This window comes from Marinomonas sp. TI.3.20 (assembly GCF_038155025.1).
GTDB classification, from domain to species: Bacteria; Pseudomonadota; Gammaproteobacteria; order Pseudomonadales; family Marinomonadaceae; genus Marinomonas; species Marinomonas flavescens.
The window spans coordinates 13483-29016 of record NZ_JBAKAS010000020.1 but is presented as its reverse complement, the minus strand read 5'-3'; the positions used below and the strand labels follow the sequence as shown (position 1 = coordinate 29016).

At 43.9% G+C, this 15534-nt stretch carries 14 protein-coding genes; 11 read left to right on the top strand and 3 right to left on the bottom strand.

The features are described from left to right. Window positions 1-151 precede the first annotated feature (151 nt). From V6259_RS16800 to cysS, 4 genes are all read left to right on the top strand, one after another. Complete coding sequence (locus V6259_RS16800; RefSeq protein WP_341585508.1) at window positions 152-889, top strand: AzlC family ABC transporter permease; 738 nt, start codon at window positions 152-154, stop codon at window positions 887-889. Then, on the top strand, window positions 886-1212 hold the full coding sequence (locus V6259_RS16795) for an AzlD domain-containing protein (RefSeq protein ID WP_341585507.1): 327 nt from the start codon (window positions 886-888) through the stop codon (window positions 1210-1212). Before V6259_RS16800 ends, V6259_RS16795 begins: the two co-directional genes overlap by 4 nt. Before the next feature lie 106 nt (window positions 1213-1318). Continuing rightward, window positions 1319-2992 (top strand): glutamine--tRNA ligase/YqeY domain fusion protein, encoded by a 1674-nt coding sequence (locus V6259_RS16790; protein ID WP_341585506.1) that lies wholly within the window; start codon window positions 1319-1321, stop codon window positions 2990-2992. Window positions 2993-2997: 5 nt separating this feature from the next. Further along, entirely contained in the window at window positions 2998-4380 is a 1383-nt protein-coding gene (cysS, locus tag V6259_RS16785) for a cysteine--tRNA ligase (protein ID WP_341585505.1), read from the top strand. Between the two features lie 52 nt (window positions 4381-4432). Here the strand turns inward: cysS and V6259_RS16780 are convergent, their stop codons facing one another. Beyond that, window positions 4433-4870 carry a universal stress protein gene (locus tag V6259_RS16780; RefSeq protein WP_133012188.1) on the bottom strand — a complete coding sequence of 146 codons (438 nt, stop codon included), beginning with the start codon at window positions 4868-4870 and terminating at the stop codon, window positions 4433-4435. Between the two features lie 59 nt (window positions 4871-4929). Here V6259_RS16780 and V6259_RS16775 point away from each other — a divergent pair, with 59 nt between their 5' ends. Beyond that, window positions 4930-5412, top strand: a complete 483-nt coding sequence (locus V6259_RS16775; protein WP_341585504.1) for a hypothetical protein — start codon at window positions 4930-4932, stop codon at window positions 5410-5412. Here the strand turns inward: V6259_RS16775 and V6259_RS16770 are convergent. Next, window positions 5409-6191: a DNA topoisomerase I gene (locus tag V6259_RS16770; RefSeq protein ID WP_133012190.1), complete on the bottom strand. Its 783-nt coding sequence runs from the start codon at window positions 6189-6191 to the stop codon at window positions 5409-5411. The genes V6259_RS16775 and V6259_RS16770 overlap by 4 nt on opposite strands. A gap of 187 nt (window positions 6192-6378) precedes the next feature. On the opposite strand from V6259_RS16770, the gene topA reads away from it, so the two are divergent. From topA to V6259_RS16755, 3 genes are read left to right on the top strand one after another with little or no spacing between them, the layout of a single operon-like run. Further along, window positions 6379-9009 (top strand): type I DNA topoisomerase, encoded by a 2631-nt coding sequence (gene topA, locus V6259_RS16765; RefSeq protein WP_341585503.1) that lies wholly within the window; start codon window positions 6379-6381, stop codon window positions 9007-9009. Beyond that, window positions 9006-9476 carry a DUF6586 family protein gene (locus V6259_RS16760; protein WP_341585502.1) on the top strand — a complete coding sequence of 157 codons (471 nt, stop codon included), beginning with the start codon at window positions 9006-9008 and terminating at the stop codon, window positions 9474-9476. Before topA ends, V6259_RS16760 begins: the two co-directional genes overlap by 4 nt. Before the next feature lie 2 nt (window positions 9477-9478). Next, window positions 9479-9745 (top strand): hypothetical protein, encoded by a 267-nt coding sequence (locus tag V6259_RS16755; RefSeq protein WP_133012193.1) that lies wholly within the window; start codon window positions 9479-9481, stop codon window positions 9743-9745. 52 nt (window positions 9746-9797) lie between these two features. On the opposite strand, the gene lexA is transcribed toward V6259_RS16755, so the two are convergent. After that, on the bottom strand, window positions 9798-10418 hold the full coding sequence (gene lexA / locus V6259_RS16750; protein WP_341585501.1) for a transcriptional repressor LexA: 621 nt from the start codon (window positions 10416-10418) through the stop codon (window positions 9798-9800). A gap of 70 nt (window positions 10419-10488) precedes the next feature. On the opposite strand from lexA, the gene dinG reads away from it, so the two are divergent. From dinG to V6259_RS16735, 3 genes are all read left to right on the top strand, one after another. Next, window positions 10489-12609, top strand: coding sequence for an ATP-dependent DNA helicase DinG (gene dinG / locus V6259_RS16745; RefSeq protein ID WP_341585500.1), 2121 nt, complete (start codon window positions 10489-10491; stop codon window positions 12607-12609). A 102-nt stretch (window positions 12610-12711) separates the two neighbouring features. Next, window positions 12712-14082, top strand: a complete 1371-nt coding sequence (locus V6259_RS16740; protein WP_133012196.1) for a DEAD/DEAH box helicase — start codon at window positions 12712-12714, stop codon at window positions 14080-14082. A gap of 24 nt (window positions 14083-14106) precedes the next feature. After that, complete coding sequence (locus tag V6259_RS16735; protein WP_341585499.1) at window positions 14107-15528, top strand: protein adenylyltransferase SelO; 1422 nt, start codon at window positions 14107-14109, stop codon at window positions 15526-15528. The last annotated feature ends 6 nt before the right edge of the window (window positions 15529-15534 follow it).

Sequence of the window (15534 nt, the reverse complement as noted above, 5' to 3'; positions counted from 1 at the left end):
AGAGATTGATTTTGAGGATAAAAGTCGATAGTTTGAGCGCCTAATAAAAGGTTAGTCCTGTTGTGTTGATTGGCTGTACTGATGGTGAGCGATGCTCAAATTCAGCTGTGTTAGCTGGTGAGATGGATAATAAAGATAAAAAGGGAAATTCATGAATACGTTAAAGGAAATGCGACGCGGTGCTGTTGTATCTGTCCCGATGATAATAGGCGGTATTCCGTTTGGTATATTGTTTGGTTCGTTAGCTTCAAGTTATGGCTTGAGCCCTTGGTTTGCCATTGCTATGTCTTCTATCGTGTTTGCTGGGTCGGCGCAGTTTGTGGCAATCGGGCTGATTTCTATTCATGCCCCTTTGTGGGTCATAGTGTCGACTACCTTTATTGTTAATTTAAGACACCTGCTCTATGCCGCAGATATGGTGAAATACGTCAAACACTTGCCAATGAAGTTACGCATTATTATGGGGTTTGGTTTAGTAGATGAGACCTACGCAGCCATTCGTCCGCTTTACGGCATGGGTATTGTTGATGAGAAAACAGGGCATAAGGCATATTTAGGGTCGTTTTTGGCTTTTTATGTGATGTGGAATGTCACCACTGTGCTAGGTGTGGTTTCAGGTGAGTTGATTCCTGGGATGAGTGAGTGGGGGCTTGAATTTGCCATGGTCGCGACGTTTATCAGTATCATTACGCCGTATTTAAAAACGATGCCATTTTGGTTTGCTATGATAAGCGCGGGTGTGGCGTCTGTTGTTTTAGTGGATTTGCCTAATAATCTCGGCTTGTTAGTGTCGGCCGTGATTGCAGTGTCTGTCGGTTATTTCAGCGATGCAGCGCTCAATAAAAACAAGCCTCCCATGGCGGAATCATCAGTAGGAGGTGAGTCATGACAGTGATGGAGTCGGTGTTGGTAATTGCTGGTATGTTCATCGTTACTTTCGGTGTGCGTTTTGTGTTGTTTGCTCGAGCGCATAAAGTTGTTATGCCAGCGTTTTTAGATCGTGCATTAAAATTCGTGCCAGTGGCGGTGCTGACATCGATTATTGCGCCTATGATTTTTGTTTCTAATCATCAGCTAAATACCTCATTTAACAATCCATGGTTACTGGGTGCCTTGGCCGCATTTTTAGTCGGTTTATGGAAGCAACAGCAATTGCTCACGATTGTGGTCGGTGTTGTGGTGTTTTTTGTGGCGAAATATGTTTTTTCGTAAAGGATTTTTGCGCTCTCTAATATCACTATGAAAGCGAAATCGGATATACTTGTTTATCAAAGTAACAATACTGTTATAAGAAATTTTATCGGGACTTACATCAACCATGTCAGAAACGTCGAAACCAGGTAATTTCATTACCCAAATCATTGATAAAGATAACGAATCAGGTAAACACAATGGCGTTGTTATGACGCGCTTCCCACCTGAACCGAATGGCTACCTACACATCGGTCATGCAAAATCTATTTGCCTAAATTTCGGTATAGCTCAGCGTTACAATGGTCAGTGTAATCTTCGTTTTGACGACACCAATCCTGAAAAGGAAAGTGTTGAGTACATTGAATCCATTAAACGTGACGTCGAATGGCTAGGGTTTGAATGGAAAGATGAGCCGAAATTTGCTTCTGATTATTTTCAGGCGCTTTATGATTTTGCGGTTCAGCTGATTGGAATGGGCAAGGCGTATGTGTGTGAGCTAAATGGCGAGCAAATGCGCGAATACCGTGGCACATTGAAAGAGCCAGGTAAAAACAGCCCTTATCGAGATCGTTCTGTTGAAGAAAACCTTGCCTTGTTTGCAGACATGAAAGATGGCAAGTACAAAGATGGTGAAGTGGTTCTGCGCGCTAAAATTGATATGGCGAGCCCGAACATGAATCTACGTGACCCTATTATTTATCGAGTGCGTCACGTGCATCACCACCAAACGGGTGATCAGTGGTGTGTTTACCCAATGTACGACTTCACTCACTGTTTGTCTGATGCATTAGAAAACATCACGCACTCTATTTGTACGCTAGAGTTCCAAGATCATCGTCCATTGTACGATTGGGTACTGGATACGTTAGGTACGGCACACCCACAGCAAATTGAATTTGCACGCTTGAACCTTAACTACACGGTGACCAGTAAGCGTAAATTGAAACAACTTGTTGACGAAAAACATGTACATGGTTGGGATGATCCGCGTATGCCAACGATTTCCGGCTTGCGTCGTCGTGGTTATACCGCCTTGTCGATCCGTAATTTCTGTGAGCGCATTGGTGTGACTCGATCTGACGGTATTGTCGATATGGGCATGCTAGAGCACGCAATTCGCGAAGACTTAGATGCGAATGCAGGTCGTGCTATGGCGGTGCTAAACCCGATTAAAGTAACGCTGACTAATTACCCAGAAGACAAAGAAGAAATCTTCACGGTGAACAATCACCCGAAAAATGAAGACGCAGGTCAGCGTAAAGTGCCGTTCAGTAAAATGCTTTACATTGACGCGGCCGACTTTGCTGAAGAGCCGCCTCGTAAGTGGAAGCGTCTGACATTAGACGGTGCGGTTCGTTTGCGCGGTGGTTATGTGATCACTTGTGACGAAGCGATTAAGAACGATGCGGGTGAAGTCGTTGAGTTGTTGTGTCGTTATGACGAAAACACCTTGGGTGTGAATCCTGAGGGTTACAAGCCAAAAGGCGTTATCCATTGGGTAAGTGCGCAACATGCCGTTGATGCTACCGTGAATTTGTACGATCGCTTGTTCAATCATGAAGCACCAGACGCAAATCACGAAGACAAAACCTTCTTAGATTTTATCAATACTGAGTCTTTGACTGTGTTAACGAATGCGAAAGTTGAACCTTCTTTGTTGGATTCTGAAAAAGGCCAAGGCTTTCAGTTCGAGCGTGAAGGGTATTTCTGTCGTGATCTAAAAGAAGATGGCGTGGTCTTTAACCGCACTGTAACGTTGCGGGATTCTTGGGCAAAAATTGAAGCGAAAGGGAAATAATAGAGATGTTGAAGATTTACAACACCCTGAGTGGGAAGAAAGAAATTTTCAAGCCAATAGAAGAAGGCAAAGTTGGTATGTACGTTTGTGGTAACACAGTGTACGACTACTGCCATATTGGTCATGCTCGAGCCATGATTTCCTTTGATATTATTTCACGTTTCATTCGCCACCTAGGGTACGAATTGAACTATGTGCGCAACATTACGGATGTGGATGACAAGATCATCAAGCGTGCTGAAGAAAATAACGAGTCAACTCAGGCGTTGACTGAGCGAATGATTGCGGCGCAACGTGAAGACGAATTGCGCCTTGGCAATAAAATGCCAGATCGTGAGCCTAGAGCCACAGAATTCATGCAAGAAATCATCGACATGATTCAAGTGCTTATTGAAAAAGGTTTTGCGTATCATGGTGCTTCTGGTGATGTGTATTACCGTACATCTGCCTTTAAAGATTATGGCAAGCTAAATAATCGCAAGCTTGAAGACATGCTAGCGGGCGCGCGCATTGATGTTGAAGTGGCCAAAGAGCACCCAGCGGATTTCGTTTTGTGGAAGCAAGCGAAAGCAGGAGAAGTGTCGTGGTCATCTCCTTGGGGTGAGGGGCGTCCTGGTTGGCACATTGAGTGTTCTGCTATGTCGACAAACTGCCTAGGCAGTCATTTTGATATTCATGGTGGTGGTCCAGATCTTAAATTTCCGCATCATGAAAACGAAATTGCTCAGTCCGAAGCGGCAACCGGTAAGGAATACGTAAATTACTGGATGCATTGCGGTGCGGTTCGAGTCAACAATGAAAAAATGTCTAAATCGTTAGGCAACTTTTTCACCGTACGCGATGTGTTGGCTAAGTACAATCCTGAAGTGGTTCGCTACTTGATGGTGTCTAGTCAATATCGCAGTGCGATTGATTATTCTGATCAAAGTCTAAATGAAGCGAAAGTCGCGTTAGAGCGTCTGTACACTGCGTTGCGTGGTCAAAGTACGGCTGCTGAGTATCTTCCTGCGGAATTTACTGAGCGCTTTGAGGCGGCCATGAAAGACGACTTCAATACCGCTGTTGCTGTGTCTGTGTTGTTTGAATTGGTTCGTGAGTTAAATAAAGCCAAAACAGACAATGCAGAACAGGCTGAATTGTTGGCAGCAGAGCTGGTGGCGTTGGCAGATTTACTGGGTTTGTTAAAGCAAGATCCAGAGTACTTTTTGCAAAACAGTACCGTCTCTGAAGGCCTAGATGACGCCGCTATTCAAGTCTTGATTGATGAGCGTACTCAGGCTCGTAAAGATAAAAACTTTGCGCGCAGCGATGAAGTTCGTGATGAGTTGGCGGCTCAGGGGATTGAGTTGTTGGATAGCCGAGAAGGAACGTCTTGGACTAGGCGTTAAACATATAAAAATAAAAGGCGATACCTGCACATATCAGGTATCGCCTTTTTTTTTATTGTTCTTTTTGAACGCGAACGGCAAGTACGTCGCAAGGCGCGCCGTGTAAAACACCGTTGGCAGTAGAGCCAAGTAGTAACGCTAAGCCGTGACGGCCGTGACTTCCGACAACAATAAGATCGACCTGTCTTTCTTCAGCAATGCGATGGATTTCGCTTTCAATACCACCTTGAACAACGCATGCTTCTTTAACGGGGACATCAAGTTGCTCTTCAAGAATGGACATGCGCTCTTTTGCAGCGTCATGTAACTGTTGTTGAATATCAGTGATATCAATAGGGACGTCACCACCGTAAGCATAGTTTAGTGACTCTATGACGTGTACGATAACGAGTTCAGCGCCTAGGGGTAAACATAAAGACGCGGCTTTATTGGCCACTTTGATGCTCTCATCGGTGAGATCAACAGCGAGTAAAATTTTCTTGTACAACATAAAAACCTCCAAGCTCAACGCTATAATTTATTTTAGTTCCAAAAACAAAGAGACACTTAATGGTCGTGCTAATAATTGTGTTAATTACACTTTCCCTAATGGGATCCGCCTTATGGATCATGCCCCCAAAACAAGAGCGACGACGGATGGCATTAAGGATGTTTGCTAGAAAGCACAATCTCATTGTCCAGCTTACATCAATCGGGCTGCCTGACAAGTGGGATAAATCAAAGGAAGTGCATAAAGTTTGCAGTTATGCTCACTATAGGGCTAAATCGCTTCCGATCACCGCAGAGAAAGTATTATTACTCACCTACGATGTCTGGAAATATCATCAAGCAGCACCCGGCTGGTGGTCTAGTAAGGCGCTAGCGTTGTGCGATAAAGATAAAGCGCAATTGGCGTTGTTGTTACCATTAGTCAGGGCGATAGAAATCACGCGTGAATCTGTGGTGGTTTATTGGGATGAAGCCGGGGCCGAAGAGTCGGTTGAGTTAATGTCCGAATTGTTACCTTCTTTGGCTAGTATCTCATTGGTTTAATTTGCATTTTTGTTAATTGTCGGATCAGTGATGTCGTCTCCGGGTTGTAGATTTTGAATGAGTTGACTCAGTGCTTCTTCTGGATTGTCTGTGGTTTGAATGGCTTCAATCTTAGGGGCTAAAATTTGTTTCATTTTGTCCGTTACAAATGTTTGTAATGCTTTCTTTTCTGGTCTTTCGATGGAATCAGATTTGATATGAGATAGAATCACCCCATATAGAGATTGAGCAACGCGACTATCGCCGCTAATAAAGTTTTTGTTTGCTTGTACTATTTGGCGATTAAGTTGGACCCATAGGTTCAACCAGCGCAAATAATCGTAACAAGCTTTGTAGTGTGAATGACTTAAGCGGCCCTGTCTTCTGAGGAAAAGAAGCATCTTAGCGACTTTTGTTAGGCGCTCTTTATAGTTTGCTTTTTGTTGAAAGCTTAGCGGCTCTGGAGTTGGATTAAACTCAATAGGGTCGGTGTTGCGATCATCTTCTGCTTTAGTGATGCGTGCTTCGATACGTTCGGCATCATCGGCATATTGGAGCAGCTCGCGTAACGTATCGATATAATAATCATAAAGAACATCACTAGCGATCGAATCTGTGTCAATATCTTTTAAACTGCGCAGATGATATTCAACTCGATCAGCGCGATTTGATAGCTGAAGTTGCTTAAAACGTCGTTCAGTTTGTTCTTTTTCTTTCTGATGTGCACGTGAACCAATGATTACGGAAAGCACCACGATAATCATTAAAAACACAATTGTAAGAATTTGGAGGAGCGCCATGATTGTCCTTAAGCAATGAATTCAGTATGTTAAATAAGAAATACTAGATTCAGCAAGCGATAATGTGAGAAACAATACAGTGATCGCTTGTCATATAAAAGGTGTTTGCTTAATATCAGCGCCCCGAAAGACTAAATTTCGCAAACGTAGATTTGCAGACGTACTTAAATAAGGCTTACACAGTTCAATGGGAAAATCACTGGTAATCGTGGAATCGCCCGCTAAGGCGAAAACCATCAATAAATACCTAGGCAACGATTATGTTGTGAAATCGAGTGTGGGACACATTCGAGACCTGCCGACAGGTTCAACAGCAAAATCAACTCCGCAGGAGCGAGCAAAACAAGCCGCTTTGACGAGAAAGATGAGCCCAGAAGAGAAGGTTGAGCATAAACGCCGCAAATCTCGACAGCAGCTTATTTCTCGAATGGGCGTTGACCCGGAAAATGGTTGGGAAGCGCACTACGAAGTGCTTCCGGGCAAGGAAAAAGTGGTTGAAGAGCTAAGACGTCTTGCCAAAAATGCCGATACCATCTATCTCGCGACCGATTTGGATAGAGAGGGTGAAGCTATTGCGTGGCATCTTCGTGAGGCCATCGGTGGTGATGACAGCCGCTATAAGCGTGTCGTGTTCAACGAAATTACAAAAAAAGCCATACAAGCCGCTTTTGAAACGCCATCCGAACTTGATATGGATCGTGTTAATGCACAGCAAGCACGTCGATTTTTAGACCGTGTTGTTGGTTTTATGGTGTCGCCATTGTTGTGGGCAAAAGTGGCTCGTGGCTTGTCCGCAGGTCGCGTTCAATCAGTTGCAGTACGCTTGATTGTTGAACGTGAAAAAGAAATACGCGCTTTTATTCCTGATGAGTTTTGGGAGTTGGATGCGAATTTAACAACGCCAGCGAAAGATACGATCAAATTTGCAGCAGCAAAATATCAAGGCAAAGAATACCGTCCTGTGAGTCAGGAGCAGTCTGATGAGCATCTCGCTCGCTTGAAAGATGCCGATTACTTAGTAAGTAATCGCGAAGATAAACCGACAAGCAGTAAGCCATCAGCACCATTTATAACTTCTACCTTGCAACAAGCCGCGAGTACTCGACTTGGTTATGGCGTTAAAAAGACCATGATGTTGGCTCAGCGCCTTTATGAGGGTGGTTACATTACTTATATGCGTACAGACTCAACTAACTTGAGTTTAGAGGCTGTAGAGGCGCTACGCGGATATATTGCTGAGAAATTTGGCGACAAATACTTACCTGAAGAACCTATTCGCTACAGCAGTAAAGAAGGGGCTCAAGAAGCCCATGAAGCGATTCGTCCTTCTGATGTTAGTGTGCGCCAAGAAGATTTGTTAAGCATGGAAAAAGACGCGCATCGTCTTTATGAATTGATCCGTGCTCAGTTTATGGCGTGTCAAATGACGCCTGCGCAATACACATCTACGACTGTCACTGTAACAAGTGGTGAGTATGAGTTTAAAGCCAAAGGACGTATTTTACGCTTTGATGGTTACACTCGTGCTATGCAAGGTGTGGTTAAGAAAGGCGAAGACAATATTCTTCCAGATGTTGCTAAAGGTGAGACTCTCACTCTAGAAGCATTATTGCCAGAGCAGCACTTTACTAAACCAACGGCGCGTTTTGGTGAAGCCAGTTTAGTAAAAGAGCTTGAGAAACGTGGTATTGGTCGTCCTTCTACGTATGCATCAATCATTTCTACTATCCAAGATCGTGGTTACGTTCGAGTAGAGAATCGTCGCTTTTACGCTGAAAAAATGGGCGATATTGTGACTGAAAGATTGGTGGATAGCTTTCACTCCCTCATGAACTATAGCTTTACTGCACAAATGGAAGAGCAGTTGGATGCAGTGGCAGAAGGTCGTGAGAACTGGATTGAAGCACTCAATGCTTTTTATAATGGTTTTAGTGCTGTCTTAGCCAAAGCAGAAGATCCTGAAGATGGGATGATGCTGAATGAGCCAACACCAACCGATATTGCTTGTCCTACTTGCGGAAGGTCAATGCAAATTCGAACTGCTAGTACAGGCGTATTTATGTCTTGTTCTGGCTATGCGTTACCACCAAAAGAGCGTTGTAAAGCGACGATTAACCTTACTCGTGGTGATGAAGCAGTTGCTGTAGATGACGATGAAGCAGAATCAAAAGCGCTGATCAATAAGCGACGTTGTGATATTTGTGGTTCTGCCATGGACAGTTATTTGATGGATGAACACCGTAAGTTACACGTGTGTGGTAACAATCCAACATGTTCTGGTTATGCGGTGGAAGAGGGTACATTTAAGATCAAAGGGTACGATGGTCCTGTACTTGAGTGTGATAAATGTGGCTCAGAAATGCAGCTTAAGACAGGCCGTTTCGGCAAATATTTTGGTTGTACCAGCGACGATTGTAAAAATACTCGCAAGCTTTTGAAGAGCGGGGAAGCGGCGCCACCTAAGATGGACCCAGTTCCGATGCCTGACCTAGCTTGTTTAAAAGTAGAAGATCATTACGTTTTACGTGATGGTGCAACGGGTTTGTTTTTAGCGGCTAGTCAGTTTCCGCGTAAGCGAGAAACTCGAGCACCGCTGGTGAAAGAATTGCTTCCTTACATGGAGCAGATCGATCCTAAATATCACTTTTTCTCTAATGCTCCAGTTATGGATAACGAAGGTCGTCCGACCATTATTCGTTACAGTCGTAAGACGAAAGAGCAGTATGTGATGACTGAAGAAGAAGGTAAGCCAACGGGTTGGAAAGCCTATTATGTTGGTAAGCAATGGGTCGTTGAAGAAGGTAAGAAAAAGAAATGAGTGCTGCAACTCCAGCGAGTTTAACCAATCAAAAGTTGGATTCAGCACGCCGTTTTCTTCGACAAAGTCAAGAAGATGCAGGTTCTTGGCTTGGCGCAAGTTTGGAAGGGGCCGCAATCTTTCATTTGCGCAGTGCGTTGAATGGATTGCTACAGGAGGTTGGTTTGGCTTACCAACTAACCTCTGGTTTGCAACTTGACGGTTTGTTGAAAGAAGCTAAAGATAAAGATGTTGTCGTGCCGGTATTAGTCGAACTGCATGACTTATCTTTGCAATCTGGTTCTTGGCTAAATCAATTAGAGCAAGCTTATTTGGTTCAATTTGAATGCCGCTCTTCCATGTTTGTTAAAGCCAATGAAGCAAACTTGATTGGTCGTGGCGGCGATGACGGTGCATCGGTTAATGTGTTTTTATCTAAGCTAACGGAGTTGGTGTTGCGTTTTAGAGAAGAATCCTCAGAGTATTAAATATGAAAGAATCCTATCTAGAAATTATTGAGCTGGACAATGGCGATATTGTATTGCGTCCAGCTGGCGAAGAGGGCGAGAATGCAGAGCCCTTGGCAACATTAACAATTTCTGATGATACTAAGTCTTATCTTAAAGAACGTTATTTTGAACTGGCAAAATGCATGTTTCATGCAGGGATTGATTTTGTTTATTCGGAAGAAGAAACGTTTGGTGATGACATGGAGTATCCAGAAGATATGGATGTAAGGCCTAAAATATTGCATTAAAAAAGGCGAAGCATTTGCTTCGCCTTTTGGCTTTTCGGCTGAAGGTTCTGATTTAAATAGTTTGGCGTATGACGCCTACTGAAAGTCCTTCAATAGCAAACTCTTCGCTTTCTAAATCTACAATGATATCGTCAAAGTCTTCATTTTCCGGTACTAAGCGAATTAAGCTGCCTTTTTGGAAAAATCGTTTAACAGTGACTTCTTCGCCTATTCGAGCAACAACAATTTGGCCGTCACGAACAGTTGTCGTCTTATGAACAGCAAGTAGGTCTCCTTCCATGATGCCTATGTTCTTCATGCTAGTGCCAGAGACGGAAAGAAGGTAATCCGCCTTAGGTGAAAACATCGCGGCTGGAACATTAACATGAGACGCGACATTTTCTTGGGCCAAAATTGGAAACCCAGCAGCGACCTTGCCAATAACGGGTAATCCGGCATCCGCTTTTTCTGCTAAAGCAGGGTCTTCAAGCAGGCGAATGCCACGGGATGCGCCGGAAAGCATTTCTATGGCCCCTTTTTTAGCGAGGGCTTTTAGATGTTCTTCAGCGGCATTGGGAGATTTGAACCCTAGGCGATGGGCTATTTCTGCACGAGTTGGAGGAAAACCTGTTTCGCTAATAAATTCACGAATGGTTTCTAGTACGTCAGATTGTCTGTTGGTTAATTTAATCATAGCGTCATCTGGTTGTTTATACAGTAACTGTTATTATATACAGCATTATTCAAGATACTCAATAAATTAAATGCTTTCAGATGAACTAAAAACACAAATTCACCTTGCTTACCGAGCCTCGCTGGAAGCAAAGTCCCATAAACCTAGAGTTGGTCAGCGTCAGATGATCGGCACAATCGCCCGTACTTTGGGAAATATAAAGCAAGGGAGCGAAGGTGAGCGGTTAGACGAAAAGCATGTGGCCGTTGTTGAGGCGGGGACGGGGACGGGTAAAACACTGTCTTATTGTCTGGCTGCGATTCCAATTGCAAAAGCGCGTGGCTTAAAGTTGATTATTTCAACGGCAACCGTAGCCTTGCAAGAACAAATTCTCCATAAAGAATTGCCTGATCTGTTAGAGCATACCGAATTAAGTTTCAAATATACCTTAGCAAAAGGGCGTGGGCGTTATCTTTGTTTGAATAACTTGGAAGGTTTTCTGAGTTCTGAAGAGCAAGGTATAGAGGATATGTTTGCTGGGTTGTTTGAACAACATCTTCAATCTGATGATATTAACACCGCGCTTTATCAAGAGATGGATGTTGCTTTATCTAAGGGTGAGTGGGACGGCGACAAGGATAATTGGTCTGGCATTATTAGGGATCAAGATTGGCGCCGCTTGACTACGGATCATCAGCAGTGCACTAACCGCAACTGTGCTAATTACTCTGCGTGCCCGTTTTTTAAAGCGCGCGGTGAAATTGAAGACGCGGATGTGATTGTTGCCAACCACGATTTAGTGCTTGCTGATTTATCGCTTGGTGGTGGGGCAATTTTAACGCCGCCGAAAGAAACTATTTATGTTTTCGACGAGGGGCATCATTTGCCTGATAAGGCAATCGGCCATTTCCGTCACGAGGTTCGTTTGCAACAAAGTATTACCTGGTTGCGACAGCTCGAAAAAAATCTAGTGAACTTAAAGCAAGAGTTGACCGATGACGTTAGCTTAACAGGGCAGTTGTTGCTTAAAATTCCTCAACAGATTCAAAGTATTGTCAATTTCATCCAGTACGCACAGCAAGGTTTAGCGCCTTATATTCAAGGCTTGGGCTTGGATCAAGAGAATAATCAGCATCGTTTTGAGTTTGGTGTTATTCCTGATGAGTTACGGCAGCTAGCCTATAGTTTGCAGACCTCCTATCAGAAGCTTTTCAATAATATTGAAAGTATTCAGGACGAATGCAAGAAAACCAAGCAAAACGAAGGGATGGGTGTGACGCCGGAAACTGCTGAAACCTGGCAGCCAATTTTGGGCGTTATATTGGGGCGTTTAGAGCAAAGTGTTGAGTTGTGGCGTTTATACTCGGCGGTCGATGACCAGAATTACCCACCGAACGCGCGCTGGTTAGTGGTTACAGGGCAAGGTATGGAGCAGGATATTGAATTAGGTGGTTCACCTATTTTAGCGGCCCATACATTGCGTCAGCAATTGTGGGATAAGTGTTTTGGGGCTATTGTTACCTCGGCGACATTGACTGCCCTAAACCAATTCCACCGATTTAATATGCGCTCAGGAGTGCCGCACGAAAGTGAGTATTTGCGAGTTTTAAGCCCATTTGATTTTCAGAAAAATGGTCTGCTGGTCATACCTGATATGGAAAATGAACCCAATCGGGTTGAACAGCACACACAAGAGATTGTTCAATATCTTGATAAACAAGTAGATTCTAAGAAAGGCAGTTTAGTGCTATTCTCTTCGCGTCGGCAAATGGAGGAGGTGGCTAAATCTCTTTCTGCCGGATTGCAGGATATTCTATTGATGCAAGGGGAGCAGTCAAAACGCGTTATTTTAGATTCGCACAAGGCGCGTATTGATGATGGTAAGGGCAGTTTACTGCTTGGGCTCGCTAGCTTTGCCGAAGGGGTGGATTTACCTGGTGATTATTTAACGTGTGTTTATATCGCAAAAATTCCGTTTGCCGTGCCTGATGATCCAGTAGAGGCAACGTTAGCAGAATGGATTCAAAAGCGTGGTGGGAATCCATTCATGGAGATCACCATTCCAGATGCATCATTACGCTTAGTGCAGGCGACGGGTAGGTTGCTACGTAGCGAATCAGATTCCGGCGAAATTCATATTTTGGATAAACGCTTGCGCACAAAACGATATGGGCAGCAGCTAATTAATAGCCTACCTCCTTACAGACAATAATAACTTACGAAAAGCAAGGGGTGATAAAGACTTATCATTTAGGTACACTCCACGCAAAGACACATAAACGTAAAAACACATAAGAAGCATATAGATTCCAATATGGAAAACCAAAAGACAGAACCTACATCAGAACAAACAGTAAAACCAAAGCGTCCTCGTCGCTCTAACAAGCGTTTTAAAGCAGAAAGTAAGCCAGCCAATGGGGTTTCTGATAAATCTGCTGAAGGTATTATCAATAAGCCGGTGGAAGGTGCTAAACAAAATAGCGGTACCTCAGTATGGTCTATTGATGATTTCAAAGTGGATGAAGTGGCGGATAAAACACGCTTTCATGATTTGAATTTACCGGATCGTGTGCTTAAGTCTATTTCAGAAATGGGATTTGAGTATTGCAGTGAGATTCAAGCGGAAACGCTACCGATTACTCTGAAAGGATCTGACTTGATTGGTCAGGCGCAAACAGGAACGGGTAAAACAGCGGCCTTTTTGATCGCTATGATTAGTGATTTTCTAGATTATCCTTTGACGGAAAAGCGTGCAAATAATCTTGCTCGAGGCTTAATTATCGCGCCGACTCGTGAGCTTGCATTGCAAATCGCGGAAGAGGCTGTGAAATTAACGGCTAACTGTCATTTGAATGTTGTCGCACTCGTCGGTGGAATGAGCTACGAGAAGCAGAAGCAGCAGCTTGAAACTGAAAATGTAGATATTTTAGTCGCTACGCCAGGTCGTCTATTAGACTTTGCGCGACATAAGAAAGTATTGCTTAGTCATGTCGAGTGTTTGGTTTTGGATGAAGCCGATCGCATGCTGTCTATGGGATTTATTCCAGATGTTAAAAGCATTATTCGTATGACGCCACATAAAGAAAAGCGTCAAACTATGTTGTTTAGTGCAACCTTCCCAAAAGATATTCAAGCGTTGGCGACTCAGTGGACCTACTTCCCGAAAGAAGTGTCTGTTGTTCCCAAAGAAGCGACTAACCAGAATATCGATCAGGTGATTTATACGGTTGAAGCAGAGCAGAAATGGCCAGTGCTTAGAAAGTTGATTGAAGACAATGGTAATCAGCGAACCATTATCTTTGCCAATCGTCGTGATGAAACGCGTGATTTGTATGAAAAACTTCGAAAAGCCAATATTAATTGCGCCATCTTGTCGGGCGAAGTGGCTCAAGATAAGCGTGTTAAAACGTTAAAAGGCTTTAAAGACGGTGTTATTCAAGTCTTGGTGGCGACCGATGTTGCGGGGCGTGGTATTCATGTCGACAACATTGAGCTTGTGGTTAACTATGCTTTGCCTGAAGATCCTGAAGATTATGTACACCGTATTGGTCGTACTGGTCGTGGTGGTGAAATGGGTAAATCTGTCAGCTTTGCCAGTGAAGACGATGCGTTCCTAATTCCTGAAATCGAAAAGGTTGTTGGGGAAAGTATTCGCTGTGAATACATGGTTAACACGTCACTATAACAATCGCTATCTAAGTGAGTGGCTATGAAGTTAGAACATCACTTTGCCGGATTAGGAGAGGCGTTTTATGCAAAAACGTCGATCCAACCCCTCCTCAAGCAGCGTTTGGTTGAGTTTAACCAAGCGCTCGCTCATGCTTTATCCATTGATATTAAATCACCTCAAACTAAGCGTATTTTAAGTGGCGAAGAGCCAGTAGAAGATTCCTTAAGTATGGTTTATGCGGGACATCAATTTGGCGGCTTTTCGCCGCAACTTGGTGATGGTCGCGGTGTTTTATTAGGTGAAATTCTCGATGATCAAGGGTGGCTTCACGACCTTCATATGAAGGGCGCAGGGCCGACGCCTTTTTCACGTCGTGGTGATGGTCGAGCGGTTTTGCGTTCATGTATCAGGGAATATTTGGCCAGTGAGTTTATGCACGCCATGTCCATTCCTTCGTCACGAGCGCTAGCGCTTTATACTAGTTCTCAGGCGGTCTATCGTGAGCAACCAGAGCCGGGTGCCATGTTGTTGCGGACTGCACAAGGGCACATTCGTTTTGGTCACTTCGAGTATTTCTTCTATCAAGGCAAAGAAATCGAATTAAATCAGCTTATCGACTATTGCTTGAAGCATTACTACTCAGACTGTCTGGCGTCTGATACGCCTCTGGAGAGTATGTTGATTCAGGTGGTAGAGCGTACCGCTAGAATGATCGCTAAGTGGCAGGCGGTTGGTTTTCAGCATGGCGTGATGAATACGGATAATTTTTCTTTCACAGGCGAAACCATTGATTATGGGCCATATGGCTTTATGGAAGATTATCAGCCTGATTGGGTGTGTAATCATTCGGATCATGAAGGGCGCTATGCTTTTTCGCGTCAGCCAGGCATAGGCTTGTGGAATTTGAATTGTCTCATGCGATGTTTTTCAAAGCACCTTGAGCGTGATCAGTTGGTTGCGATCCTGCAGCATTATGAAATCGCATTGCAAACCCATTATGAAGCTTTGATGACCGCTAAGCTTGGTTTGCCTGAGGGTCATAATGTGACGAATTTACTGTCTTCTTTGTTTGCGATTCTGGCCCCTGAGAAAATGGATTACAGTCTGTTCTTCCGCTTATTGAGTCATTTGTTGCCTGACGAGTTCGACCTTATCTTGGATGAGGTAGTCGACAGAGAGCGAATGCGTGCCTGGTTGCTTGATTATCAACAAGCTAGGCTGGCGTTAGAGCAAGATTGGTCGCAAGTTAGTATGGCGATGCGACAAGTGAATCCTAAGTTTGTATTAAGGAATTACCTTGCCCATGAAGCGATTGAAGCGGCTGATCAGGGTGACTTTTTACCTTTCCGACGTTTGTTGTCAGTATTAAGTGCGCCTTTTGATGAGCATCAAGCCTGTGATCAGTTGGCGCAGCGCTCCCCGGAGTGGGGGCGTTTGTTAGAAGTAAGCTGTTCCTCCTAATAATTA

Bases quoted from the DNA above. Each gene is read 5' to 3' on its own strand.
- V6259_RS16800 (WP_341585508.1), top strand. From the start codon at position 152: ATGAATACGTTAAAGGAAATGCGACGCGGTGCTGTTGTATCTGTCCCG.
- V6259_RS16795 (WP_341585507.1), top strand. From the start codon at position 886: ATGACAGTGATGGAGTCGGTGTTGGTAATTGCTGGTATGTTCATCGTT.
- V6259_RS16790 (WP_341585506.1), top strand. From the start codon at position 1,319: ATGTCAGAAACGTCGAAACCAGGTAATTTCATTACCCAAATCATTGAT.
- cysS (WP_341585505.1), top strand. From the start codon at position 2,998: ATGTTGAAGATTTACAACACCCTGAGTGGGAAGAAAGAAATTTTCAAG.
- V6259_RS16780 (WP_133012188.1), bottom strand. From the start codon at position 4,870: ATGTTGTACAAGAAAATTTTACTCGCTGTTGATCTCACCGATGAGAGC.
- V6259_RS16775 (WP_341585504.1), top strand. From the start codon at position 4,930: ATGGTCGTGCTAATAATTGTGTTAATTACACTTTCCCTAATGGGATCC.
- V6259_RS16770 (WP_133012190.1), bottom strand. From the start codon at position 6,191: ATGGCGCTCCTCCAAATTCTTACAATTGTGTTTTTAATGATTATCGTG.
- topA (WP_341585503.1), top strand. From the start codon at position 6,379: ATGGGAAAATCACTGGTAATCGTGGAATCGCCCGCTAAGGCGAAAACC.
- V6259_RS16760 (WP_341585502.1), top strand. From the start codon at position 9,006: ATGAGTGCTGCAACTCCAGCGAGTTTAACCAATCAAAAGTTGGATTCA.
- V6259_RS16755 (WP_133012193.1), top strand. From the start codon at position 9,479: ATGAAAGAATCCTATCTAGAAATTATTGAGCTGGACAATGGCGATATT.
- lexA (WP_341585501.1), bottom strand. From the start codon at position 10,418: ATGATTAAATTAACCAACAGACAATCTGACGTACTAGAAACCATTCGT.
- dinG (WP_341585500.1), top strand. From the start codon at position 10,489: ATGCTTTCAGATGAACTAAAAACACAAATTCACCTTGCTTACCGAGCC.
- V6259_RS16740 (WP_133012196.1), top strand. From the start codon at position 12,712: ATGGAAAACCAAAAGACAGAACCTACATCAGAACAAACAGTAAAACCA.
- V6259_RS16735 (WP_341585499.1), top strand. From the start codon at position 14,107: ATGAAGTTAGAACATCACTTTGCCGGATTAGGAGAGGCGTTTTATGCA.